General features: G+C 45.8%; 17 protein-coding genes and 1 pseudogene. 17 read left to right on the top strand and 1 reads right to left on the bottom strand.

The features are described from left to right. Window position 1: 1 nt before the first annotated feature. The 15 genes and pseudogenes from AACQ38_RS00400 to tccC all read left to right on the top strand — a co-directional run bounded on the left by AACQ38_RS00400 (window position 2) and on the right by tccC (window position 22,887). Window positions 2–2,407 carry an acyl-CoA reductase gene (locus tag AACQ38_RS00400; protein ID WP_165577150.1) on the top strand — a complete coding sequence of 802 codons (2,406 nt, stop codon included), beginning with the start codon at window positions 2–4 and terminating at the stop codon, window positions 2,405–2,407. 29 nt (window positions 2,408–2,436) lie between these two features. After that, window positions 2,437–3,708 (top strand): phenylacetate--CoA ligase family protein, encoded by a 1,272-nt coding sequence (locus tag AACQ38_RS00395; protein ID WP_165577149.1) that lies wholly within the window; start codon window positions 2,437–2,439, stop codon window positions 3,706–3,708. Then, window positions 3,705–4,628, top strand: coding sequence for a GNAT family N-acetyltransferase (locus AACQ38_RS00390; RefSeq protein ID WP_011148282.1), 924 nt, complete (start codon window positions 3,705–3,707; stop codon window positions 4,626–4,628). Before AACQ38_RS00395 ends, AACQ38_RS00390 begins: the two co-directional genes overlap by 4 nt. A 400-nt stretch (window positions 4,629–5,028) precedes the next feature. Beyond that, window positions 5,029–6,690 (top strand): S-type pyocin domain-containing protein, encoded by a 1,662-nt coding sequence (locus AACQ38_RS00385; RefSeq protein ID WP_165577148.1) that lies wholly within the window; start codon window positions 5,029–5,031, stop codon window positions 6,688–6,690. Further along, a complete protein-coding gene (locus AACQ38_RS00380; RefSeq protein ID WP_113026772.1) occupies window positions 6,690–7,157 on the top strand; it encodes a DUF6392 family protein in 468 nt (155 codons plus the stop codon). Before AACQ38_RS00385 ends, AACQ38_RS00380 begins: the two co-directional genes overlap by 1 nt. Window positions 7,158–7,265: 108 nt before the next feature. Beyond that, the gene (locus AACQ38_RS00375; RefSeq protein ID WP_165577147.1) at window positions 7,266–7,733 is read left to right on the top strand and encodes a DUF6392 family protein; all 468 of its coding nucleotides are present in this window, start codon (window positions 7,266–7,268) and stop codon (window positions 7,731–7,733) included. Between the two features lie 108 nt (window positions 7,734–7,841). Continuing rightward, the gene (locus tag AACQ38_RS00370; RefSeq protein WP_165577146.1) at window positions 7,842–8,306 is read left to right on the top strand and encodes a DUF6392 family protein; all 465 of its coding nucleotides are present in this window, start codon (window positions 7,842–7,844) and stop codon (window positions 8,304–8,306) included. Window positions 8,307–8,413: 107 nt separating this feature from the next. Further along, window positions 8,414–8,875 carry a DUF6392 family protein gene (locus AACQ38_RS00365; protein WP_165577145.1) on the top strand — a complete coding sequence of 154 codons (462 nt, stop codon included), beginning with the start codon at window positions 8,414–8,416 and terminating at the stop codon, window positions 8,873–8,875. A gap of 109 nt (window positions 8,876–8,984) precedes the next feature. Then, window positions 8,985–9,452: a DUF6392 family protein gene (locus AACQ38_RS00360; RefSeq protein WP_165577144.1), complete on the top strand. Its 468-nt coding sequence runs from the start codon at window positions 8,985–8,987 to the stop codon at window positions 9,450–9,452. A gap of 91 nt (window positions 9,453–9,543) precedes the next feature. Further along, window positions 9,544–10,002, top strand: a complete 459-nt coding sequence (locus tag AACQ38_RS00355; RefSeq protein ID WP_165577143.1) for a DUF6392 family protein — start codon at window positions 9,544–9,546, stop codon at window positions 10,000–10,002. A 109-nt stretch (window positions 10,003–10,111) separates the two neighbouring features. Then, window positions 10,112–10,294 carry a DUF6392 family protein gene (locus AACQ38_RS00350; RefSeq protein ID WP_207631742.1) on the top strand — a complete coding sequence of 61 codons (183 nt, stop codon included), beginning with the start codon at window positions 10,112–10,114 and terminating at the stop codon, window positions 10,292–10,294. A 278-nt stretch (window positions 10,295–10,572) separates the two neighbouring features. Continuing rightward, a pseudogene (locus AACQ38_RS00345) lies at window positions 10,573–10,743 on the top strand (S-type pyocin domain-containing protein); the annotation flags it as partial. A 718-nt stretch (window positions 10,744–11,461) separates the two neighbouring features. Beyond that, a complete protein-coding gene (locus AACQ38_RS00340) occupies window positions 11,462–14,827 on the top strand; it encodes a Tc toxin subunit A (protein WP_165577141.1) in 3,366 nt (1,121 codons plus the stop codon). A 94-nt stretch (window positions 14,828–14,921) separates the two neighbouring features. Beyond that, on the top strand, window positions 14,922–19,622 hold the full coding sequence (tccB, locus tag AACQ38_RS00335) for an insecticidal toxin complex protein TccB (protein ID WP_165577140.1): 4,701 nt from the start codon (window positions 14,922–14,924) through the stop codon (window positions 19,620–19,622). 133 nt (window positions 19,623–19,755) lie between these two features. Beyond that, a complete protein-coding gene (gene tccC / locus AACQ38_RS00330) occupies window positions 19,756–22,887 on the top strand; it encodes an insecticidal toxin complex protein TccC (protein ID WP_165577139.1) in 3,132 nt (1,043 codons plus the stop codon). Window positions 22,888–22,967: 80 nt separating this feature from the next. On the opposite strand, the gene AACQ38_RS00325 is transcribed toward tccC, so the two are convergent. Next, complete coding sequence (locus tag AACQ38_RS00325; protein WP_058589461.1) at window positions 22,968–23,369, bottom strand: hypothetical protein; 402 nt, start codon at window positions 23,367–23,369, stop codon at window positions 22,968–22,970. A gap of 727 nt (window positions 23,370–24,096) precedes the next feature. Between AACQ38_RS00325 and AACQ38_RS00320 the strand changes: the two genes are divergently transcribed. Both AACQ38_RS00320 and AACQ38_RS00315 read left to right on the top strand, forming a co-directional pair. Further along, complete coding sequence (locus AACQ38_RS00320; RefSeq protein WP_165577138.1) at window positions 24,097–25,200, top strand: toxic anion resistance protein; 1,104 nt, start codon at window positions 24,097–24,099, stop codon at window positions 25,198–25,200. A gap of 60 nt (window positions 25,201–25,260) precedes the next feature. Continuing rightward, the gene (locus AACQ38_RS00315; protein ID WP_165577137.1) at window positions 25,261–26,310 is read left to right on the top strand and encodes a 5-bromo-4-chloroindolyl phosphate hydrolysis family protein; all 1,050 of its coding nucleotides are present in this window, start codon (window positions 25,261–25,263) and stop codon (window positions 26,308–26,310) included. Window positions 26,311–26,454 lie beyond the last annotated feature (144 nt).

The raw sequence follows: 26,454 nt of genomic DNA, 5'->3' as shown, positions 1-26,454 counted from the left end.
AATGTATTTAGTGAATGGTAAGGTTATCTCTGACTTGGAGCCCGCTAGCGTATTGGCGGAACTGAAAGGTAATTTGGCTGAGACGCTGGCTTGTCCCCCAAGTGTACAACAGGTATTGGCGTGTGCTGAGCGCTTCGTTGATGATCTCGATAATGTTGCTGTTAAGCTTGCGCTGGATACCGCCGCCCTCACTGCGTTACGTCACTTCTGCCATCGCGATTCTTTAGAAGCAAAATTGCGGCACGAATTGGGAGAACAGCCCTTTTCTCTGCGTCGCTTTGACTATACACAGCCCCGTTTTGAAACTTGGCAACCATTGGGATTGGTGGTGCATATTACGCCGGCCAACGCGCCTTTACTGCCATTTATGGCCGTGTTAGAGAGCTTGCTAGTGGGTAATGTCAACTGGTTACGTCCTAGTAGCAGCGACCACGGCCTTAATGCGCAGATACTGGCTGAATTCCTACGTCATGACCTGAGCGGCACGTTGGCACCTTATATCTCTGTGTTGCCTTTGCCGTCTGATCAATTATCAGAATTACTGGCGTGTGCTGATGCCGTATCCGCCTGGGGCAGTAATAGCGCCCTGACCGCTATCCGTAGCCAATTGCGGCCCGGTTGCCGTTGGATAGATTGGGGACATCGTATCAGTTTTGCTTATTTTGACCCGATGGCTGCCAGTGATGCTGATTACGATGCATTGGCTGATGATGTTTGCCGTTTTGACCAACAAGCGTGTTCCAGTCCACAGTGTTTGTTGGTCGATAGCGCTGACGAGAACGTTTTACGGGAAGTCGTTAGTGCTGTGGCCGCCGCATTGGCACGACGCGCGACAATATGGCCTGCCTTACAGACAGACATACAGGAAGCGGCGGAAATCAGCAGTCAGATGGCATTTTTGAAGTTGGATCACACTTTTGCTGAACTCTGCGGTTCGGTAGAAGAGGGCAATGGCTGGCGAGTAGCCTGGATACAGCGTCAAGAGCTTGCTCCATCACCGTTGTACCGTACTTTGCAAGTCCGTCCGGCACCGCGTGCACAATTGGTTGAGATTTTGTTGCCGTGGCGCCCCTATTTGCAAAGCTGCGCTCTGATAGCGAAAGAAAAAGAGCTGCCGATGTTGAGTCGTCAGTTGTTGGCCGCCGGTGTTAGCCGGATATGTCAGGCCGGAGTTATGCATGATGGCTATGAGGGTGAGCCACATGATGGTGTTTACGCATTGACTCGGCTGGCGCGACGTGTCTCCGTCAGCTTAAAACCTGATCAACTGCCGGGACATGTCGCATTAGATAAAGGGTCGGCCAATCCGCCGGAACTGGCAGGGATTCCAGTGATGGATAAAGCAAAGTTTCAGAACGGCGGCGTGACGGCAAAAGCACAGGTGTTTTTCCGCAGCGGTGGTAGTAGCGGTGAGCCAAAGCTGGCGGGTTTCAGCCATCGAGATTATCACAGTCAAATGCAGGCCGCGGCAGATGGTTTGTTCGCTGCTGGTCTGGAGCCATCCCAAGACCGGGTAATGAATTTGTTTTATGGCAGTAACTTGTATGGCGGTTTGATGAGTTTCTTCACTGTGCTGGATAAATTATCCGTGCCGCATTACCCGATGGGCGGCCCGATAGACGATGATTTTAGCCAAATCAGGCACTTTATTGTCACTCAGGGAATCAATACGCTGGCAGGAATGTCAAGCACTATCCACCGATTGTTTGAATGTGAAGAGGCTGCGTTGCGCGCCTATGGTGGGATACGCAAAATTTTTACTGGCGGTGAGCATATTGGTGAAGAGCGGTGTCGGTTTCTGTCCAGTTTTGGTGTACAGATAATTCGCTCGGCGATTTACGGTTCCGTGGATGCCGGTCCGTTAGGTCATGCTTGTGCTTGTTGCCAAGAAGGGGAGTTCCATCTGTTATCTGATATTCAATGGCTGGAAATCTTGGCTCTTGATAGTGATCAGCCTGTTCCGACAGGGGAAAGCGGTCGACTGGTGTTTACCCCTCTGGCGCGGGAAGGGCAGGTGGTCCAGCGTTATGATATAGGCGACTTAGGTTATTGGCTGCCAGATCTCTGCGACTGCGGGTTACCAACGCCGCGGTTTAAACTGGGAGGCCGTCATGGGGTGTTGACGCGGGTAGGTTCTATTTTTCTGAACCCAACCGAATTATCCGCCGGGTTGCCGTTTCCGGTGCAGTGGTTGGTAGGGAACAACTCCAGTGGTTGTGATTATATCCATATATTAGCCGACGGGGATGCTGAGCAGGTACGTATGCATCTGTTGCAACATAGGATGCTGAACCAGGTTGTCAGTGGTGGATTGCTTCAATTGGAAGTTATCCCGACACCTGTTGGACAGTTCCATCGTCACCCGCAAAGTGGCAAAACGCCGCTGGTGCTGGATAGCCGATTCTGAGACCAATAATACTACTTTTTGGGTAAATCATGACACTATCATTACACGATCTGGTTGAATACGCCCGCAATCATGCACCTTTTTTTAAGGATCTTTATCGTGATCTGCCTCGATCCGGTTGGGCGCTAACTGATCTACCATTGATCAATCCTGATGACTATTGGCAGCAATCGCAATCGCTGGAAAACTGGCCGGTATTAACCGGCCCGGTTAACGGTGGTCATGTTTTTAAAACCGGTGGCTCTACCAGTGATGGTCGATTGTCGGTATTCAGTTGTAGCGAATGGCGTGCTTTCGTGCGCGCATTTGGTCAAGGGCTTGCACAGCAATTACAGCCTGGTGATCGCGTTGCTAATCTGTTTGTGGCTGGTGATTTGTATACCAGTTTATTGTTTATTCACGGTGCGTTGTCCTATTCACCAGTGCCGGTAGTGGAGTATCCGTTTACCTGGTCAGTTGATGATCGGGCACTGGCCGATGCGATTGTCAGCTTGAGGATTAATGTTTTGGCCGGCGTGACGGCGCAGCTATTACGTTTTGCCAGTACCTTGCAGCAGTGCGGCCAGTCTATTCCCGGCATTGATCGTCTGTTGTACGGCGGTGAAAGCCTGTTTCCAGAGCAATTGACACTCTTGAGTCAGGTATTTCCTAATGCGCGTATTGGTTCAGTTGGTTGTGCCAGCGTTGATGCGGGCCTCATTGGGGCGGCGTCTCCCGATTGCTGTTACGGCGAACATCGGGTTTTTGATACGGATACCATTGTTGAAATTATTGACGAATCCAATGGTCAGCCGATTACGGTGCCCGGCCAAAATGGCCTGTTGGTTGTGACCAATCTGCAGCGACGCTTGATGCCAGTTATCCGCTATCCTACCGGTGACATGGCCTGTTGGTGTGAAGAGTCAGGGCAGCCGAGTCGCAAATTCGCTTTGCAGGGGCGAGCGGGCAGCGCTCACCGAGTGCGAGTTTTCTCGCTGTCCATTTTTCCTGACCATATTGCGCGTTTACTGCAACAGCAAGAGGGCATACTGGCTTGGCAGTTATTGCTGAGCCGTCAGGGTGGCATGGATAAGATAGAACTCTTGTTAGCGGGCGATTCATCACTGGCGTCATCGACAACATCAGTGCATCAGACATTGTTGGCGGCACAACCCGCGATGGCAAAGTTATGTGATCAGGGATTTTTGCATGTGGAAGTCACTTACTGCGCTTTGGAAAATATGGTCACTCATCCACGCTCCGGTAAATTAATGCGGGTGGTTGATCATCGTGGTTATGGTGCTGAAGAGAAGGCAGCATGAGCATGAATCTAGGAATACCATTAGTTCGATTATTCCGGGAAGAGGATTCTACCGGTATTAGTGCGTTATTTCGGGTTGTTTACGGCGAAGATTATGTCTACCCGGAAGTCTATTTACCTACCATGCTTGGCCGTTATAACGCGGCAAAACAGTGGTATTCCGCTGTTGCGGTACAGGATGGACACGTGTTGGGGCATGCCGCACTGTGGCGGGATGAACACTGCTCATTAAGCGCTGAACTGGCGTTGATCGCAGTACATCCACAGGCACGTGGGCAGGGTATTGCTACCGCGCTTGGACGATACTTGTGTGATCAGGCTAAGAAAATGGGGTTAAGTATCCTCACAATTAAGCAAGTGTCGTCGCATAACCATAGTCAGCGTCTGGCCCAAAATCTGGGGTTTCACACCACGGGATTGCTGCCGGACTATGTAACATCACCGTTTGATCAGGCACGCCCGGAAAGCATAGTACTGGGTTGTTTACCTTTACAAAGCTGGCCGTTTCCAGAGGTACATTGGCCTTCCGGTTGGCAACTGTGGTTGACATCGGTGACTCAAGTGTTTGGTCAAGAGCCTCTGCAACCGGAGGAGTTGGTTGATGCAGATATCCGTATAACCAATCATGGACGTCGGTTGGAAGTGTGGATAGAAAAGCAGACAACCGAGCGGGTAAAAGAGGTGGCAGAGTTACCGGCACACAAACTGATATATGTGAGACTGCCGGTAGGGGAAGGGACGCTTCAGGCAATGGAAATTTTGCAGCAGGCGGGATTTGCCTGTACAGGGTTTGTGCCCGGTCATCATCACCATTGGGAAGCTTTACTGGTTCGAGGACATAGTAGGAAAGAGTTGACCTTAGATTGTCAGTTTGCTCGTCGTTTGCACCAACAAAGCATGTTTGCTTGTGCAGGCGCATAGCCCACCTGCGATTATCAGAGGTAATCTGGTAAAGCCCATCAAAGCTTGAATAGTTTTGCAGATTTTTGACAAAGTGTTGGTCTTTTGGTCAGCACTTTGGACGGATAGCGGTTAACCGTCTGACCATAATTTGAAAAAATCTGCGGTGTACTTCTGCCAATTCGTCACTGCTGCTTGAATTCTCACTTTTGATAATTAATTGTAATAAAAGTGTTGTAAAATATGATGAATTACAAGCATCAATCGACATTATTTCTCTAACTTTCAGAATATTCCTATATATTTTTAAGTGAAATTCATTGCACTATTGAACATTTATTAATCCATAAATGGCAAAAGCATGATGATGATTTCAGTTAGATTCACTCTTCATGTTGTAACTCATTGGAGAAGTGAATAAATGGCAATAGGGTATTTCCTGCTCGTTGGTGATAAAACAACCTGTGGTGGTCAGATTATTACCGGTGACCACACCATGACATTTAATGGGCGAGCAACCGCTCGTGAAGGGGATAAGGTTACCTGTGGCAAACATCCCGGTACTTACGTGATTGTTGGTGGTGTATCCGATGTGTTTGACATGGGGCGCAAGTTGGCTGGCACGTTGGATAGTGTCAGTACTTGTCCCTGTCGGGCTCGGTTTATCAATTCGGAGATGGACAGTTATGAGAAGCAAGATAAGACTGCTGACCGGGTTGCCGCTCCCACGAATATGGCGCAACAGCATTTCTCTTCTCCGGTAAAGGATGTGGGAAGCCCGCCTGCAACGCAGGTACCTCCGCCGCCGATACCGGTGTTTACGAAGTCCTGCCAGCGGGGTAAAGGGTGTACTGACGCTGGAACTGAGCCTGAATCGGCAAATAACTTTGGCAGAATGGTGGTATATCAGGTGCCGTCATCTCCTGCGCCAGCCACGGCGCAAAAGCCTGAACCACCCCCGCAGGACAAGAAACACCCGCCGGAACCGGGTAAGCCGCGGGATAAAAAATTACCGTGGTATAAGCGGTGGTTTCGTAGTGGAAAAGATAATGCCGAAGCGGCGGCTACCGCTGTGGCCGCTACTACCCGCAGCGCGGTAGCGGAAGGGGAAACGCTGGTGATGCGTTACATTGGTGGCGGTGCTATCAGTGCTGGACGTTGGCTGGCGGCACCGAATCCGGTAACGGTTGGGTTGATGGGGCTGTTTTATTCACCGTCGTTGAATCAGGGGGAAGAGGATTACTTAGATCCGTATCGCCTGAGACAGATAGCGGAACAGTATGGAAAAGCACCAACTCGTGTACGTTTTCGCTGGATCAGAGATGAAAAAAGCGGCAGGATGACGGTTCAGGGATATCACGTCAGCCCGGAAAGCGGCTTGGATAAAGTGCCGGTTCGCATGATGACGCTCAATCGGACCACCGGTAATTACGAGTTCTGGGAACCGGGAGAAACCCGGCCGACGATTTTATGGACGCCGAATGAACAGGAATTCAAGGCTCCAGCCCATACCGGGAATGAAGAACAGCCGTTTATTCCGTCGCAAATAACCGTGTTGCCGATCCCGGATAAAGTGGGCAGCGATATTGAATCGTTGCCGATGCCGGAAGAGAAGGATTTCCGCGATTATATTCTGGTATTCCCCATTCCGAATATGCCGCCGGTGTATGTGTATCTGAGTAAACCGCCGGTGAAATTGTTTGAAGTGGATTTGTACAGAAACTTTGCTGGGCGACCGAGGAATGGAACACATGCGGATCATATGCCTTCGGCTGCTGCGGTTAAGGCTTATTTTAGGCGGCTATATTCATTATTCGATGAAGGTGAATTCAAGGAATTATCTGATGATGTAGCTTCTATCATTATACCCGCAGAGGTACATCAGAAGCTAAGTGCTACCTATGGAGGGAGAAATACTCCTACTCAGATAGAGCAGGATTCGAAGGATTTACGGTCAGCGCTTGATCGGGATTTTAATACGATAAAACCAGCATTGAAGGAATATGGTGCAACAGAAGCACAACTTGAAGATGCCAGAACTAAGATGCATAAACTGAACCAAGAACGGGGGTTATACAAATAATGACAATCAATGTTGAAGCGTTAATAAATAGCCTAGGAAAATCTTATCAGGAAATTTTTGATGAAGGATTAATCCCTTATAAAACCAAGCCAACAGGTTCTTCTGGTGACGAGGTGATATGCTTGGATATGGTAAAAGAAGGGGTGTTTCTAGCTTTTTATCGGGAGGGAAAGCGTTTAAAAGAGATTACGTTGACTTTGCTTGATGAAAAGAAACCTCTATATCAGTTTCCTAATGAGCTTCCCTCTCCTTTGGTGCCTCTGATGTCTCGACAGTGGGTCCATGAACAGTTTGGTGAACCTAAGAAATCACAGCAACCCCAAATGGTTATGAAACGTCAGTTTGGATGGAAAGAGTTATACACATTGCTTGATTTCCACATTCCTACAGGTATGAAGATTTCTTATGACATGATGGAACGAGTAAAATCGGTAACGTTTTTACTTACCTCAGAAGTACGTTGGTAATCAACAATAGATGGGAGGTTATTTTTAAAAGCCAATTCATTTGCGGGTAGTTTGAAAAATAGAGTCGTAGGTGAATTGGCTAAATCAAGAGCGGAGGTGATATAAATAATGACTATCAACGTTGAAGCCCTAATTAATAGCTTGGGGAAAACCTATCAGGAAATTTTTGATGAAGGATTAATCCCTTATAAAACCAAGCCAACAGGATATCCAGGAGATCCAGATATTACTCTGAATATGGCTAAAGAGGGTATGCATTTAGCTTTTAAAAGAAATGGTAAGATTTTATTTGCTGTAGAGCTTTTTCTGCTTGATCAGAAGAAACCTTTATACCAATTCCCTAATGAATTACCTTCGCCCTTGAAGCCTTTAATGACTAGGGTATGGGTTCATGAGCAGTTTGGTAAGCCAGAAAAGGCCCTTCCGCCGAGAAAATTTCTCAAGAAAGATGTTGGTTGGACGGAACTGTATACGCTACTGGATTTTCGGATACCAACCAGTATGCAGGTTGATTACAATCTGTTGGAACAAGTGGAGTCAATTGCGTTCTTATCCATATCAGAAGTTCGTTGGTAATCAACAATAGATGGGCGGTTATTTTTAAAAACTAATTCATTTGTGAATGGTTTGAAAAGTCAAATCTCCAATGAATTAGCTGAATCAAGAATAGAGGTGATATAAATAATGGCTATCAACGTTGAAGCCCTAATTAATAGCTTGGGGAAAGCTTATCAGGAAATTTTTGATGAGGGATTAATTCCCGATAAAACGAAACCAAAAGGTTTTCCTGGTGATGAAGTGATATGTTTGGATATGGTAAGGGAAGGGGTTTTTTTGTCTTTTTATAGGAAAGATAAAAAATTAAAGGAGATTACATTAACTTTAGTTAATGATAAACCTGCTTATTTATTCCCTAGTGAATTGCCATCACCATTAAACCCTAAAATGTCACGTAAATGGATTCATGAACAGTTTGGTGAGCCTGAGAAATTTCACCCTCCCGAGATGGTAATGAGGCACCAGTTTGGTTGGACAGAATTATATACATTACTTGATTTTCGTATTCCCACAAGTATGCAGATTTCCTATGATATCACTGAACAGGTTGAATCTTTGACGTTCTTACCCACATCAGAAGTGCGTTGGTAATCAATATATATGATAGGTTCTTTTTAAAAGCCAATTCATTTGCGAACAGTTTGGAAAGTTAAATCTCAGATGAATTGGCTAAATCAAGAGTAGAGGTGATATAAATAATGGCTATCAACGTTGAAGCCCTAATTAATAGTTTAGGAAAGTCTTATCAGGAAATTTTTGATGAAGGGCTAATTCCTTATAAAACCAAGCCATCTGGTTATCCCGGAGACTCTGATATATCTCTTGATATGGCTAAAGAAGGGACTTTCTTATCATTTGATCGAGAAACTAAGACATTCATAGAGATGACTTTAACTTTACTTATACCTGAGCGTCCCAGTTTTGTTTTTCCGAACAACATGCCATATCCCTTAATTAAGGAAATGAACCGCCAATGGGTAGATAAGAATTTAGGTAAACCAATTAAATCAGCACCTCCATTTGAAGCATTGACATATAAATTTGGTTGGATATATCTTTATTACTATCAGGGTAAGTCGGAAATTAGTATGCAAGTATCGCACGATGTTCTAGATCGAGTCAGTCGAGTTACATTTCTACCTACAAGTGAAGTGCGTTGATAGTTAGCAGAAAGGGAAGGTTCTTTTGAGAGCTAATTCATTAATCAACAGCTTGAAAAGTTAAATCTCAGATGAGTTGGTTTAACCAAGAATAGAGGTCATGTAAATAATGATAGATGTTATTGAAATTATTAATAGTTTGGGGAAGACCGCAGATATGTTAGTTGAAAATAAACTTATTCCAGCGGGAAAGTTTGAGTTTACTTTCGAAGGCTCTTCCAGATTTAGTGTTGAACCAGAGGCGGGTCTTACTTTAGTTTTCGATGCTATATCAAAAGTGTTGATTTCTGTTCAATTCACATTAATCAACACTGTTGATGATACTGGTACATATAGTGGTGATATGCCTGCTCCATTCCTTCACCAAATGGATAAGGTTACAGTCAGAGCATTTATGGGAGAACCCGATTCCAGTAGTGGACCGGAGAGAATTCCGGTAATTGGCTTAATAGGCGGATTTGATGCCTATACTCGTAAACTAAATGATCAGTACCCAAATACAGAAATTCGCTTCCTTTATCAAACTGATCTTCGTGTGGATGCACTGTTATTTGAACAGTCGGTAAATAATGATTGATGTTCTTGCAATCATAAATAGTTTAGGACAGACAACCGATATGTTGGTTGAAAAACAATTTATCCCAGATAATAGATCATGAGTATGAATAATGAAAGTCAACGTAGATGCACTAATAAACAGTCTAGGAAAGTCTTATCAGGAAATTTTTGATGAAGAGTTAATCCCTTATAGAAGCAAACCAAATGGTCCTCCGGGGGTACTTAATATTGGTATTGATATGGTGAAAGAGGGGATTTTTTTATCGTTTGAACGGAGTAGTAAAATATTAAACGAAATTACTTTAAGGCTGCTTCGAGACGATAAAGTCTCTTTTGTATTCCCAAATGAATTGCCATCACCATTGAAGCATTCTATGGATAGGGAGTGGATTAAAGAAAACTTAGGTAGTCCGATTAAATCAATACCGCCAAGGCAAATTTTGAAAAGGCAGTTTGGTTGGAAAGATTTATATCGTTTTACAGACGAGATCAGTATGCAGATTTCTTATGATTTACGTGAACAGGTTAGCTCAGTGACTTTCTTGCCCACATCAGAAGTTCGTTGGTAATCAATATGTAGATGAGAGGCTCTTTCTTAAAGCCAATTCATTTGCGGGTAGTGTGAAAAATAAAGTCGTAGGTGAATTGGCTAAATCAAGAACAGAGGTGATATAAATAATGAATATCAACGTTAAAGCCCTAATTAATAGTTTGGGAAAAAACTATCAGGAAATTTTTAATAAAGGGTTGAACCCTTATAAAATTAAACTAAGTGGTTTTTCGGGTGATGAGGTTATTTGCTTGGAAATGGTAAAAGAGGGGGGGCTGGCGTTTTATCGTGAGGGGATGAATTTAAAATAAATTACATTAACCCCTTGGATTCACATAATAAATGCAACTTTTCAAATGGAAGAATTAATTGCATTTAATCGAAAATCATTAACCATTAATAGCGAATTGAAAAGAAATCCGCGCGTAAAATAATACTATCCGAACAGATAGGTATTAAATCGCTTTCTCGCCGGTTATTTTACGAAGAAAACGATAAAAATAACCCAATAAAAGCAGGAATAAAACGGTTAATCTGGTAGGATTTAAGCCCTGGAAAAAAGGGGGATGATTATCGGAAAAAACAGAAGTTGCCAATCCCGGAAAAAGTGGGTAGCGATATTGCATCGTTGCCGATGCCGAAAGAAAAGGATTTCCGCGATTATATTTTGATCTTCCCGATTCTGAATATGCCACCGGTGTATGTGTATTTGAGCACCTTGTATAAATATTCTTTCCCGCTTTCTACTTTCAGCACATAGTAGCTAACAAATATTTATTCTTGTTTAATGGGTATTTTGTTCCACGGTACAGCATATTAAAGAAATAACATTCTTACTAGAATTAGAGTCTCAGACTTGGCTATTCAGGTGTAAAATATATTTTTGACTAATTCATTTTTAATTTTTCTTTCGGTAGGCTATATTGCTTAAAAAATAATGGATATATACCCGTTATCCTTCAAGTTGCCTCTTTGTTGTCTGCACTCTCACCCCGGTCACATCGTTATCTATGCTCCCGGGGATTCGCTCCCTTGCCGCCGCGATGCATCTTGAAATCCATAGGGTATATGTCAGTAATCTTTTTCATATTGATGTGAAATACTGTTTTTACGGAATTGTCACTATCATTCACCAATATTCCGGCACACTGGTATTACCTTATTCAAGACGTGATATTACGATCTGTTATTGTTTGTTAGGTTAATCATAAACATCAGTAAATATTTATTTTATAAATTTATATAAAGGTAAAGTTATTTTATTGTTTGTATTTTATTTTTTAATGTAAGCAAGTTTTGTGATTTATTATATTTTTCATCACACATCATCATTGTGTGTAGCGTCTTTGGAAGGTCAGACGACCTGATGTTCTAAATGCACGTGTTTAATTTTATATCTTTTTTACACATAACGATGGTGGTTGTTTTTTGCACGAAAAAACCTGTTTCTCATGATAAACCTCAATTCAGGAGTCCGTATGAATCAACTCGTTAGTCCCCTGATTTCCCGCACCGAAGAGATTTACAACCTGCCCGGTAAATTGACTGACCTTGGTTATGCCTCAGTGTTTGATGTGGTACGTATGCCGCGTGAGCGCTTTATTCGTGAGCATCGTGCTGATCTTGGGCGCAGTGCTGAAAAAATGTATGACCTGGCGGTGGGCTATGCTCATCAGGTGTTACACCATTTTCGCCGTAATTCTCTTAGTGAAGCGGTTCAGTTTAGCTTAAGAAGTCCATTCTCTGTGTCAGGTCCCGATTACGCCAATCAGTTTCTTGATGCAAACACTGGCTGGAAAGATAAAGCACCTAGTGGGTCACCAGAAGCGAATGATGCTCCGGTAGCTTATCTGACTCATATTTATCAATTGGCCCTTGATCAGGAAAAGAGTGGTGCTAGTGCCATTATGAATACGCTGGTGGAGCGCCGACCCGATATCGGGGCTTTGTTGATTAATGATAAAGCGATCAATGAGGTGATACCGCAATTACAATTGGTCAATGAAATTCTGTCCAAAGCCATTCAGAAGAAACTGAGTTTGACTGATTTGGAAGCGGTAAACGCCAAACTCTCCACCACCCGTTACCCGAATAATTTGCCATATCATTATGGTCACCAGCAGATTCAGACGGCTCAGTCGGTATTAGGTACCACGTTACAAGATATCACTTTGCCACAGACGTTGGATCTGCCGCAAAACTTCTGGGCAACAGCAAAAGGAAAACTGAGTGATGCGACTGCCGGTGCTTTGACTCGCCTGCAAATCATGGCGAGTCAGCTTTCGCCAGAGCAGCAGAAAATCATGGTGGAAACCGTCGGTCAGGATTTCTATCAGCTAAATTATGGTGACAGTTTGCTGACGGCGAACAGTTTCAGCGACATGACCGTACTGACTGATAGAACAAGTTTGACTGTACCTCAGGTAGAGCTGATGTTGTGTTCAACGGTTGGCGGTTCTACGGTGGTTAAGTCTGATAATGTCAGTTCTGGTGACACGACAGCGACGCCATTTGCTTACGGCGCTCGCTTTATTCATGCCGGTAAGCCGGAGGCGATTACCCTGAGTCGCAGTGGCGCGGAGGCGCATTTTGCTCTGACGGTTAACAATCTGACTGATGACAAGTTGGACCGCATTAACCGCATCGTGCGCCTGCAAAAATGGCTGAATCTGCCCTATGAGGATATTGACCTGCTGGTGACTTCTGCTATGGATGCGGAAGCAGGAAATACTGCGCTGTTGATGAATGATAATACGTTACGTATGTTGGGGGTGTTCAAACATTATCAGGCGAAGTACGGTGTTAGCGCCAAACAATTTGCTGGCTGGCTGCGCGTGGTGACTCCGTTTGCCATTACACCGGCAACGCCGTTTTTAGACCAAGTGTTTAACTCCGTCGGCACTTTTGATACACCGTTTGTGATAGATAATCAGGATTTTGTCTATACATTAACCACCGGGGGAGATGGGGCGCGTGTTAAGCATATCAGCACGGCACTGGGCCTTAATCATCGTCAGTTCCTGTTATTGGCGGATAATATTGCCCGTCAACAGGGAAATGTCACACAAAGTACACTTAACTGTAATCTGTTTGTGGTGTCAGCTTTCTACCGTCTGGCTAATCTGGCGCGCGCATTAGGGATGAACCCAGAGTCTTTCTGTGCCTTGGCTGATCGATTAGATGCAGGTACAGGCATCGTCTGGCAGCAATTGGCAGGAAAGCCCATCATCACTGCACCGAAAAAAGATTCTCCGCTAGCGGCGGATATTCTCAGCCTGTTACAGGTACTAAGTGCACTGGCGCAGTGGGGACAGCAACATGATTTGCCATTTAGCACTCAACAATTGCTATTGTCAGATGAGAGTTCATTGGTGCCGCTTGAAGCGGGTAGTTATGGCACGATTTCTGATCCAGGTCAGATGGAACGTGTCTCCATTGGCTGGAAAGATCTGGCCTATGACGCTAAATCCGGTGAGTTGTTTCTGACGCAGCAGATAGTATTTCGCGGAGGGAGTAAAAATAGTGGGATTTCAGAGTTCCATTATCCTCTGCCATCAGGCTTAAGCTTAAATGGTAAAATGAGTTGGACGGGGGACGCACCAAAGGATGTTACGCTCAATAATAATTATGGTATCTCTTCGGATACTCCTTTCACTTGGTCGGGTTGGCTATATCTCGGCACGGTTAACACCTACATTCTGAATATTCCGCTTAAAGGGATTTTTAAAGATCTATCGGTGCTGAATACTTTGATCTCAGAAGTCAGAATTCATCCTTATGATCATAATACGATCCTGACTTTTTCCCAAGGTGCCATCCTGGTTAATAACTCTGTCTCTATCGCTCAAGGCACTGACGATCAATTGAATTTTATCCGTCAGGTGTGGCAGAACCTGGGCAGTACATTGGTGGATGCAACATTGTTATCCCGTAGTGGTGCGCCATTAATTGATACCAGCGGTCACGCTATTGACTGGTTTTCTCTGTTCTCGGCAGGTAATAGCCCGCTTATCGATAAGGTTGGTCTGGTGACCGATGCCGACATAGAAAGTGTTATCGCAACGGTGGTTAATACACAAAGCTTGTCTGATGCAGATAAAAAACTGGCAATCACTACTCTGACGAATACGCTGAATCAAGCGCAGCAAACTCAGCAAGGTGTGGCCGTCAGTCTGTTGGCGCAAACTCTGAACGTGATTCAATCATTGCCCGCATTGCTGCTGCGTTGGAGTGGAAAAACTGTTTATCAGTGGCTAAGTGCGACTTGGGCATTGAAGGAGACCGTTAAGACCGCCGCCGATATTCCCGCTGACTATCTGCGGCAATTACGTGAAGTGGTACGCCGCTCCTTGTTAACCCAACAATTCACGTTGAGTCCAGCGATGGTGCAAACCTTGCTGGGCTATCCTTTCTGGTTTGGCGCTTCCGTAGAAACAGTGACCGATATCAATTTGTGGATGCTCTATACCTTAAGCCGTTACAGCGATCTACTGCTCCAGGTGGGTAAAGCTGGTGGTACCGAAGATAATGTACTGGCCTACCTGTGCGCGGCTAATGCTGCGACGCCGTTGAGTCAATCTGATGCTGCACAAACGTTAGCAACTCTGTTGGGTTGGGAGGCTAATGAGTTGCAAGCCGCTTGGTCAGTATTAGGTGGAATTGCTAAAACCACTCCGCAACTGGATACGCTTCTGCGTTTGCAACAGGCGCAGAACCAGACGGGTCTTGGCGTTACACAGCAACAGCAAGGCTATCTCCTGAGTCGTGGCAGTGATTATACTCTTTGGCAAAGCACCGGTCAGGCGCTGGTGGCTGGCGTATCCCATGTCAAGGGTAGTCACTGAGCATGGCAGAAGCTTACTACCTGAGTGGGTTTGATTTTTCCGTATGGCCCAATGAGGCTATTTCTAAACCGCCATTTAAGTAAGGCAGATAATTATGTTATCGACAATGGAAAAACAACTGAATGAATCCCAGCGTGATGCGTTGGTGACTGGCTATATGAATTTTGTGGCGCCGACGCTAAAAGGCGTCAACAAACAACCAGTGACGGTGGAAGACTTGTACGAATACTTGCTGATTGACCCGGAAGTGGCTGATGAGGTTGAGACCAGCCGAGTAGCTCAAGCGATTGCCAGCATACAGCAATATATGACCCGTCTGGTTAACGGCTCTGAACCGGGCCGTCAAGCGATGGAACCCTCTACCGCTAACGAATGGCGTGACAATGATAGCCAATATGCTATTTGGGCTGCGGGGGCTGAGGTTGGGAATTACGCTGAAAACTATATTTCTCCCATCACCCGGCAGGGAAAAAGCCATTATTTCTCGGAGCTGGAGACGACTTTAAACCAGAACCGACTCGATCCAGACCGGGTTCAGGATGCTGTTTTGGCTTACCTCAATGAGTTTGAGGCAGTGAGTAATCTGTATGTGCTCAGTGGTTATATTAATCAGGATGAATTTGCCAAAGCCATCTATTACTTTATTGGTCGTACTACTACTGAACCGTATCGGTACTACTGGCGTCAGATGGATTTGAGTAAAAACCGTCAGTATCCGGCAGGGAAGCCGGTAACACCGAATTGCTGGAATGATTGGCAGGAAATCACCTTGCCGTTGGCCGGTGATACGGTGTTGGAGCACACGGTTCGCCCGGTGTTTTATAACAACCGGTTGTATGTGGCTTGGGTTGAACGTGACCCAGCGGTGCAAAAGGGGGATGACGGTAAAGATATCGGTAAGACCCATGCCTACAGCATAAAGTTTGGTTATAAACGCTATGATGATACTTGGACAGCGCCGAATACTACCACGCTGATGACGCGACAAAAAAAAGATAAAGATGGTGATCAGGATATATCACGCAGTAGTTTGTTGATTGATGAAAATGACATTGCACTACGAGATGTGAATTTGCTGGCTACCACTGATTTTAGTATTGACCCGACGGAAGAAACGGACAGTAACCCGTATGGCCGTTTGATGTTGGGAGTGTTTGTACGCAATTTTACGGGAAACCCATATCAGAATCGCCCTACTGTGTATGGCTACTTGTATTGTGATTCAGCCTTTAATCGCCATATTCTCAAGCCGTTAAGTAAGAACTTTTTGTTCAGTACTTATCGTGATGAAACAAATGATCAGAACTGTTTGCAATTTGCGGTATACGATAAAAAGTATGTGATTACTAAGGTTGTTCCGGGCAAGTTAGAAGATCCTGAAACGACCAATTGGGTAGGTAAAATTGATGACTTAAAACAGGATACTACCGGCGCTTATGTATATATTGATCAAGATGGCCTGACTCTCCATATCCAAACCACAACCAATGGGGATTTTATTAACCGCCATACGTTTGGGAGTGCTGACAGAGAAAACGATTCTAAATCTGGTTATGGTTTTTCTTGGTCAGGGGATGAAGGTTTTTATCTGGATTACCATGATGGCAATTATTACACCTTTCATAATGCAATAATCACCTATTATCCTGCTGGATATGGTGGTGGATCTGTTCCTAATGGAACGTGGGCGTTAGAGCAAAGGGTTAATGAAGGATGGGATATTGCCCCTCTGCTTGATACTCTCCATACTGTTACTGTGAAGGGCAGTTATATCGCTTGGGAAGGGGAGACACCTACCGGTTATAATCTGTATATTCCAGACGGTACCGTGTTGCTAGATTGGTTTGATAAAATAAATTTTGCTATTGGTCTTAATAAGCTTGAGGCTGTATTTACGTCTCCAGATTGGCCAACACTAACCACTATCAAAAATTTCAGTAAAATTGCCGATAACCGCAAATTCTATCAGGAAATCAATGCTGAGACGGCGGATGGACGCAACTTGTTTAAACGTTACAGTGATCAAACTTTCAGACTTACCAACGGTGCAACTTATTCTACAACTTATACCTTGTCTGAAGCGGATTTCTCCACTGATCCAAATAAAAACTACCTACAGGTTTGTTTGAATGTCGTGTGGTATCATTATGACCGCCCATCAGGGAGAAAAGGGGCTTATTCCTGGGTTAGTAAGTGGTTCAATGTCTATGTCGCGTTGCAGGATAGTAAAGCTCCGGATGCCATTCCTCGATTGATTTCCCGTTACGATAGCAAGCGTGGTCTGGTGCAATATTTAGACTTCTGGACCTCATCATTCCCTGCGAAAACTCGTCTTAACACCACCTTTGTGCGTACTTTGATTGAGAAGGCTAATCTGGGATTGGATAGTTTGCTGGATTACACCTTGCAGGCAGATCCTTCTCTGGAGGCTGATCTGGTCACTGATGGCAAAAGTGAGCCAATGGACTTTAATGGCTCAAATGGTCTCTATTTCTGGGAGTTATTCTTTCACCTGCCGTTTCTGGTTGCTACACGATTTGCCAACGAACAGCAGTTTTCGCCGGCACAAAAGAGTTTGCATTACATCTTTGATCCGGCGATGAAAAACAAGCCGCACAATGCCCCGGCTTACTGGAATGTACGTCCGTTGGTTGAGGGACACAGCGATCTATCACGTCATTTAGGCGATCCTATCGATCCGGATACTCAAGCTTATGCCGACCCGGTGATATACCAGAAAGCGGTGTTTATCGCTTATGTTAGTAATCTGATTGCTCAGGGAGATATGTGGTATCGCCAGTTGACTCGTGATGGTTTGACTCAGGCCCGTGTCTATTACAATCTGGCCGCTGAATTGCTAGGGCCTCGTCCGGATGTATCGCTGAGTAGCACTTGGACGCCGCAAACCTTAGATACTTTGGCAGCCGGGCAAAAAACGGTTTTACGTGATTTTGAGCACCAGTTGGCTAATAGTGATACCGCTTTACCTGCATTGCCGGGCCGCAATGTCAGCTACTTGAAACTGGCAGATAATGGCTACTTTAACGAACCGCTCAATGTTCTGATGTTGTCCCACTGGGATACGTTGGATGCACGGTTATACAACCTGCGTCATAACCTGACCGTTGATGGCAAGCCGCTTTCTCTGCCGTTGTATGCTGCGCCGGCTGATCCGGTAGCATTGTTGGCTCAGCGCGCTCAGTCCGGCACGTTGACGAATGGCGTCAGTGGTGCCATGTTGACGGTGCCGCCATACCGTTTCAGCGCTATGTTGCCGCGAGCTTACAGTGCCGTGGGTACGCTGACCAGTTTTGGTCAGAACCTGCTTAGCTTGTTGGAACGTAGTGAACGGGCCGGTCAAGAAGAGTTGGCGCAACAGCAACTGTTGGATATGTCCAGCTATGCTATTACGTTGCAGCAGCAGACGCTGGATGGATTGGCGGCGGATCGTCTGGCGCTGTTGGCTAGTCAGGCGACGGCGCAACAGCGTCATGACCATTATTACACGCTGTATCAAAATAACATCTCCAGTGCGGAACAACTGGTGATGGACACCCAAACGTCAGCACAATCCCTGATATCTTCCTCCACCGGTGTACAGACTGCCAGTGGCGCACTGAAAGTGATCCCGAATATCTTTGGTTTGGCTGATGGTGGCTCACGCTATGAAGGGGTAACGGAAGCGATTGCCATTGGGTTAATGGCTGCCGGACAAGCCACCAGCGTGGTGGCTGAGCGTTTGGCAACCACGGAGAACTACCGCCGCCGCCGTGAAGAGTGGCAAATCCAATACCAACAGGCACAGTCTGAGGTCGACGCATTACAGAAACAGTTGGATGCGCTGGCGGTGCGCGAAAAAGCGGCTCAGACTTCCCTGCAACAGGCGAAGGCACAGCAGGTGCAAATTCGAACCATGCTGACTTACCTAACGACTCGTTTCACCCAAGCGACTTTATATCAGTGGCTGAGCGGTCAATTATCCGCGTTGTACTATCAAGCGTACGACGCTGTGGTCTCTCTGTGTTTGTCCGCCCAAGCTTGCTGGCAGTATGAATTGGGTGATTACGCCACCACGTTTATTCAGACCGGTACTTGGAATGACCATTACCGTGGTTTGCAAGTGGGAGAAACTCTGCAACTCAATTTGCACCAAATGGAAGCGGCATATTTAGTTCGTCATGAGCGCCGTCTTAATGTGATCCGTACTGTGTCGCTCAAAAGCCTATTGGGTGATGATGGCTTTGGTAAGTTAAAAACTGAGGGCAAAGTTGACTTTCCATTAAGCGAAAAGCTGTTTGACAACGACTATCCGGGGCACTATTTGCGCCAGATTAAAACCGTGTCAGTGACACTGCCGACGTTGATCGGGCCGTATCAAAACGTGAAGGCAACGCTGACCCAGACCAGCAGTAGTACGCTGCTCACAGCAGATATCAATGGTGTTAAACGTCTCAATGATCCGACAGGTAAAGAGGGGGATGCGACGCATATTGTCACCAATCTGCGGGCCAGCCAGCAGGTGGCGCTCTCTTCTGGCATTAATGATGCCGGTAGCTTTGAGCTGCGTTTGGAAGATGAGCGCTATCTATCGTTTGAGGGCACGGGTGCGGTTTCCAAATGGACGCTTACCTTCCCGCGTTCGGTGGATGAACATATTGATGGCAACACATTGAAGGCGGATGAGATGCAGGCCGCACTGTTGGCGAATATGGATGATGTACTGGTGCAGGTACATTATACCGCCTGCGACGGCGGTGCCAGCTTCGCAAACCAAGTCAAGAAAACACTGTTTTAAATTAACGTTTAACTAAGACTTCCCACTCTGGTCGCCAGAGTGGGAAAGGGTCTGTCATACCTAAAATCAATCTTGCGATCTTTCTCCATTTCATTGGAAGGGAAGCTGTAAAACAAAATAGAAGGAATATGATATGAGTACGTCTGATACTGCTCTTTATACTCAAACCCCAACAGTCAGCGTGTTAGATAATCGCGGCCTGTCCATTCGTGATATCGGTTTTCACCGTGTTGTGATCGGGGGGGAAACTGACACCCGTGTCACCCGTCACCAGTATGATGCCCGTGGACACCTGAACCACAGTATTGACCCACGCTTGTATGATGCAAAGCAGGCTGATAACTCAGTAAAACCTAATTTTGTCTGGCAGTATGATCTGGCCGGTCATGCCTTGCGGACAGAGAGTGTCGATGCTGGTCGTACTGTTGCATTAAATGATATTGAAGGTCGTCCGGTAATGACGATGAATGCGCCAGGTGTTCGTCAGACTCGTCGCTATGAAGGTAATACCTTGCCCGGTCGTTTGTTATCTGTGAGTGAACAAGTTTTTGATCAGGAAACTTCTCAAGTGACAGAGCGCTTTATCTGGGCGGAGAACACCACCGCAGAGAAAGAATATAACCTCTCTGGTCTGTGTATACGCCACTACGACACGGCGGGCGTTACCCGGTTGATGAGTCAGTCACTGGCGGGTGCTATTTTATCCCAATCTCACCAATGGCTGGCAGAAGGGCAGGAGGCTAGCTGGAGCGGTGACGACGAAACTGTCTGGCAGCGGATGCTGGCAAGTGAGGTCTATACAACACAAAGTACAACCAATGCCATCGGGGCTTTACTGACCCAAACCGATGCGAAAGGCAATATTCAGCGTCTGGCTTATGACATTGCCGGTCAGTTAAAAGGGAGTTGGTTGACGGTGAAAGGCCAGCGTGAACAGGTGATTGTTAAGTCTCTGAGCTGGTCAGCCGCAGGTCATAAGCTGCGTGAAGAGCATGGTAACGGCGTGATTACCGAGTACAGTTATGAACCGGAAACTCAACGTTTGATGGGTATCACTACCCGGCGAGCCGAAGAGAGTCAATCAGGAGCGAGAGTATTACAGGATCTCCGCTATGAGTATGATCCGGTGGGGAATGTCATCAGTATCCATAATGATGCCGAAGCCACCCGCTTTTGGCGTAATCAGAAAGTGGAGCCTGAGAACCGCTATGTTTATGATTCGCTGTATCAGCTTATGAGTGCGACAGGGCGTGAAATGGCTAATATCGGCCAGCAAAGCAACCAACTTCCCTCACCTGCTATGCCTGTTCCTGCCGACAACAGCACCTATACCAATTACCAGCGTACTTATAGTTATGACCGTGGCGGTAATTTGGTTCAAATCCGACACAGTTCACCCGCGACTCAAAATAGTTACACCACGGAGATGACCGTTTCAAGCCGCAGTAACCGGACGGTATTGAGTACATTAACGACAGATCCAACCCAAGTGGATGGGCTATTTGATGCCGGCGGTCATCAGAAGACGTTAATACCGGGGCAGAATCTGGATTGGAATATGCGGGGTGAATTGCAGCGAGTAACACCGGTGAGCCGCGAAAATAGCAGTGACAGTGAATGGTATCGTTATAGCAGTGATGGCGTGCGGCTGCTAAAAGTGAGTGAACAGCAGACGGGCAACAGTACTCAAGTACAACGGGTGACTTATCTGCCGGGATTAGAGCTGCGCATAACTGGAGTGGCAGATAAAACAACTCAAAATTTGCAGGTGATTACGGTAGGTGAGGCGGGGCGCGCACAGGTAAGGGTATTGCACTGGGAAAGTGGTAAGCCGACAGATATCGACAACAATCAGGTGCGCTACAGTTACGATAATCTGCTCGGCTCCAGCCAGATTGAATTGGATAGCGAAGGGCAGATTCTTAGTCAGGAAGAGTATTATCCGTATGGCGGCACCGCGGTATGGGCAGCGAAAAATCAGACAGAAGCCAGCTACAAATTTATTCGTTACTCCGGTAAAGAGCGGGATGCCACCGGATTGTATTATTACGGCTACCGTTATTATCAGCCTTGGGTGGGCCGCTGGTTGAGTGCTGATCCGGCGGGAACCGTGGATGGGTTGAATGTGTACCGGATGGTGAGGAATAACCCCATCACATTGACTGACCATGACGGATTAGCGCCGTCTCCGAACAGAAATCGGAATACATTTTGGTTTGCTTCATTTTTGTTTCGTAAACCTGATGAGGGAATGTCTGCGTCAATGAGACGGGGACAAAAAATTGGCAGAGCCATTGCCGGCGGGCTTGCGATTGGCGGTCTTGCGGCTGCCATTGCTGGTACGGCTGGCGCGGCTCTCCCTGTCATTCTGGGGGTTGCGGCCGTAGGTGCAGGGATTGGTGCGTTGATGGGGTATAACGTCGGTAGCTTGCTGGAAAAAGGTGGGGCATTACTCGCTCGACTCGTACAGGGGAAATCGACGTTAGTACAGTCAGCGGCGGGCGCTGCTGCTGGGGCGAGTTCAGCCGCGGCTTATGGTGCGCGAGCACAAGGTGTAGGTGTTGCATCAGCCGCCGGTGCGGTAACGGGCGCGGTGGGATCATGGATAAATAATGCTGACCGGGGGATTGGTGGCGCTATTGGGGCCGGGAGTGCGGTAGGCACCATTGATACCATGTTGGGGACTTCCTCCACCCTTACACATGAAGTAGCCGCCGCCGCGGGGGGAGCGGCTGGTGGGATGATCACCGGTACACAGGGGAGTACCAGAGCCGGGATTCATGCCGGTATTGGCACCTATTATGGCTCCTGGATTGGTTTTGGTTTAGATGTCGCCAGTAACCCTGCCGGACATTTAGCGAATTACGCGGTGGGTTATGCCGCGGGTTTGGGGGCGGAAATGGCGATCAACAGAGTAATAGGTGGCGGATTCTTGGGGAGGTTATTAGGCCGGGCTGTCAGCCCATATGCCGCCGGTTTAGCCAGACAATTAGTGCATTTCAGTATAGCCAGACCTGTCTTTGAGCCGATATTTAGTGTTCTCGGCGGGCTTGCCGGTGGCATTGGAACTGGTCTGCACAGAGTGATGGGAAGAGACAGTTGGGTTTCCAGAGGGCTAAGTGCTGCTGGTAGTGGTATAGATCATCTTGCTGGCATGATTGGTAATCAGATCAGAGGCAGGGTTCTGACCACAACCGGGATCGCCAATGCGATAGATTATGGAACCAGTGCGATAGGTGCCGCACGACGGGTTATCTCTTTGTAGTCAACATTGTCGGAAATCTCCGTCCAATATTGGGCGGAGATTTCGAGGCGGGATGCGGCTGCTTTAATATCAAAAACAATTTAATTTTTTAGTGCGCTCATAATACTCATGGCTTGCTCTTTATCTTTTACCCCCATTCTGAATGAAGGATTTAAAGAAGTTTGAATAGTCGCTGTGACAAGATGAGTACCTTTAAATGATATTGTCATTTGGGTGCCGATGTTTTTATTGATTAAAGCATCAAAGTGAGCAAAGCATTGTTTATCGTTTTTTATCGCTATTTCTATCTGGTCATTCCCCCCTTCGTCTGGCCCTAAATAATCGATTTTATCGGTACAAGCGTGAGTTAAGATAAAATTGCCGCCGGATGAAAATGCAAATTTCAATCCCTCTTCTGCTTGTGTTTGTCTGTTTGGGTTATTTTTACCGGAGCACCCGGTTATTACGGAGAGAAGTAACATAATAACAAACAAATTTTTCATGATTCTAACCCTGTTATATTGAATAATCACCTTCAATATAATCTATACCCGTCATCTTTCAAGTTGCCTCTTTGTTGGCTGCTCTCGCTCACCCCGGTCACATAGTTACCTATGCTCCCGGGGATTCACTCCCTTGCCGCCGCGATGTATCTTGAAATCCATAGGGTATATACCCGTAGTCATTGAAGATGCTTGATTTTATCCGAAATGGAGATCATTCAAGTTGCCTCTTTGTTGGCTGCACTCACTCACCCCGGTCACATAGTTATCTATGCTCCCGGGGATTCGTTCCCTTGCCGTCGCGATGCATCTTGAAATCTATAGGGTATATGCGCTGGTTTTATTGACATATTTTTATTTACTATAATCCAAAACTCGCTTAGGAGTAATTATTACAATAATACCGATAATAATGTGAATTAAATAATTTAAGTTTTTCTTCTACGTTAATGAAGGAAATTCGCTGAAATCTGTTCATTAGATGAGTTTGACAAAAATATCGTTGTTGAATAACTCCTGCCTGGTTAGGGAGCGTTACGTATTCGGTACAATTAAGGTTACCTAATTAGCTTACAACGCGGGTTTATGCAGGTATTTTTCGCTAATGTTTAATATTTACAGGCAGGTTAGAAAGTAGAATTTGTTTTAAACACATCGTAGACGCTATATGATAATTCCTTATTTTCCACGCAATTAATTTTATCGATTCAGCTAACAGGGTTATGTTATGAGTACTAAAGTTACACCTATCCCATCATTTGGTCGTGATATGGCTATCAACGAGTCAACTGTTCTGATTGATCAGGAGCACATCAACACGCTAATAGAAAAGATCGATATTTCGCAACCTGCGGCGGTGATCGGCTATGGTGCTCAGCCTATGGGAGGGATTGCCCGTTTTGCTGATACGTTATTGGAGAATGTAAAAACCAAAGAAGCTGATGAGGTAGGCCAAAAACTCTCGGATTTGGTCATGTTTATTCGTGAGCATGATGCGCTGTCCCCAGAAGAGAAAAGTAGTCGCTTTCTGAGAAAATTACCGTTGATCGGCGGGATTTTTAAGAAAGTTGAACGCACTATGATTGATCAAAAGACGCTAACACAACAGGTCGATACCATTGCCACTCATTTGGATAGTGCAATGCTTAATTTGCTGCGTGATACCACGGTGTTAGATCAACTCTACGATCGCAATCTAGGTTTTTATAAAGAAATATCGCTCTATGTTGAAGCGGGCAAACAGAAGTTGCGGCAGATTAAAACGGTGGAGTTGCCCTCATTGCAGAGAAAGGCTGAGACGTCTCAAGATATGATGGATGCGCAGAGTGTTAAAGATCTGCTGGAGAATATTAATCGTTTTGAACGCCGTCTTCACGATCTGGAACTGTCAAAGACCATTGCTATACAGACTGCCCCACAGATCCGGATTGTACAAAATAATAACCAGCAACTGGCGGAAAAGATCCAAAGTAGCATCCTTTCTACATTACCAATCTGGAAAAGTCAGATGGTACTCAATCTGTCACTGAAAGCTCAGAGTCGAGCGGCTAAATTGCAAAAAGAGGTGGCCGATACGACCAACGAATTATTACGCAAAAATGCTGAAATCCTGCAACAGAGCAGCATTGCAACGGCTACTGAAGTGGAACGCTCTATCGTTGACATTGAAACCTTGCGCGATGTGCAGAGCCGTTTAGTCAATACGATTGAGGATACAATGCGCATTGCGTCAGAAGCGCGCATTAAGCGGACTGAAATTGAGAAAGAGCTCTCCTCAATGGAAGGTAATTTACGTCAGCGTTTAACTGCGGCGGCTAATGCACAATATTAGCGACCTTATCAGGTGCTTTCCTGACAGTAATGGATAATAGTAAGAGGAGTAAAATACCCTATGCCTACACCTCAATCATCGTCTGACCGTGATGCGGCACAACAGCAGGAACAGGGAGTAATATCTCTGTTCGGTAGCATCAAGCGGTCTCTATCACGTGTACTGTTTCATATCAAAATCTTTGTCCTCGCTTTTATACTGGCTTGTGTTGTTCTGTATACTCCTTGGTCTTTTTTGGTCTTGCCTGCGGGTGATGGTCATATTTCCAGCATAGTGGTGTTATCAGTCTATATTGGATTATTGGCTCTCTATCCGTCACGTCCACATAGGCCCGCGACTTTGGCCGGTTGGTTGGTGGTGGTGTTGAGCCCGCTGGCGGGGCTGTGGGCTGCCGCACTATTGTTTGGCGGGCTGGCGGCTTTGCTCATCACGATTATCAGACAACGTAAACTAGAGGTAAGCAGGTTCCCATTATTACTGATGACAGCGAGTACTATTGTCGCGTTGTTTAGAATTGATGCCCATGCGATTCCTGTTTGGTTTGGTGTCGTATTTTTTGTCGTTGTGCTGGTAACGGTGTTGATTGAGCTTTGGAATAATTTTCGACGGCAGAAAGCGCTGCAACAGCAACAACAGCTTGTTGCTCGTCAACAGGCAGAGGAGCAGCGTCGGCAAGATGAGACACAGGCAGAGTTTGCTGAATACTATGAACAATTGGCTCAGATCAAACGTTATAAGTCTGGTATGGCGTATGAGATGCAGGAATTGGTTAACCTGATTGAGGAGAAAACGCAGGCGATCATTGACTGTATGCAGGCTGATGCCAGGGATGTCACTCCCGGTAAGTTATTTCTCAACCGTTATTTGCCAATGATTGTCAAAGCATTGGAGCGTTGTGTTTCGTTAGAGGAGCAAAGTGCTGATAGCGCCCAATTCGAAGAGGTGAAATCCCTGACTTATCAAGGGATAAAGGAAATGAGCGTAGTATTTAGCGAAATGCACCAGCGTCTGTTAGATAACGATATTGACGATCTATTGGTAGATCTAAAAGTAATGAATCAGTTGGTCCGTTCCCAAGGGTTTGCTGCTAAGTATGATCAAAAAGGCTGAAAAAATTTATGGGAATTATTGCATGAGCTTGTAAATATCTGAATTCTTGATAAAAAAATTGAATTAAGCGCCTGTTCCAAGATCAGAACTTTCGACCAAGAAAAAAAGATCTAAATAAGGAACAGGCATGGACAAATTAGTTGT

This window comes from Photorhabdus sp. RW14-46, assembly GCF_963887965.1.
In the GTDB taxonomy this organism is placed as follows: domain Bacteria; phylum Pseudomonadota; class Gammaproteobacteria; order Enterobacterales; family Enterobacteriaceae; genus Photorhabdus; species Photorhabdus laumondii.
The sequence above is the reverse complement of the archived record's forward strand: the minus strand, read 5'-3'. Positions and strand labels throughout refer to the sequence as shown.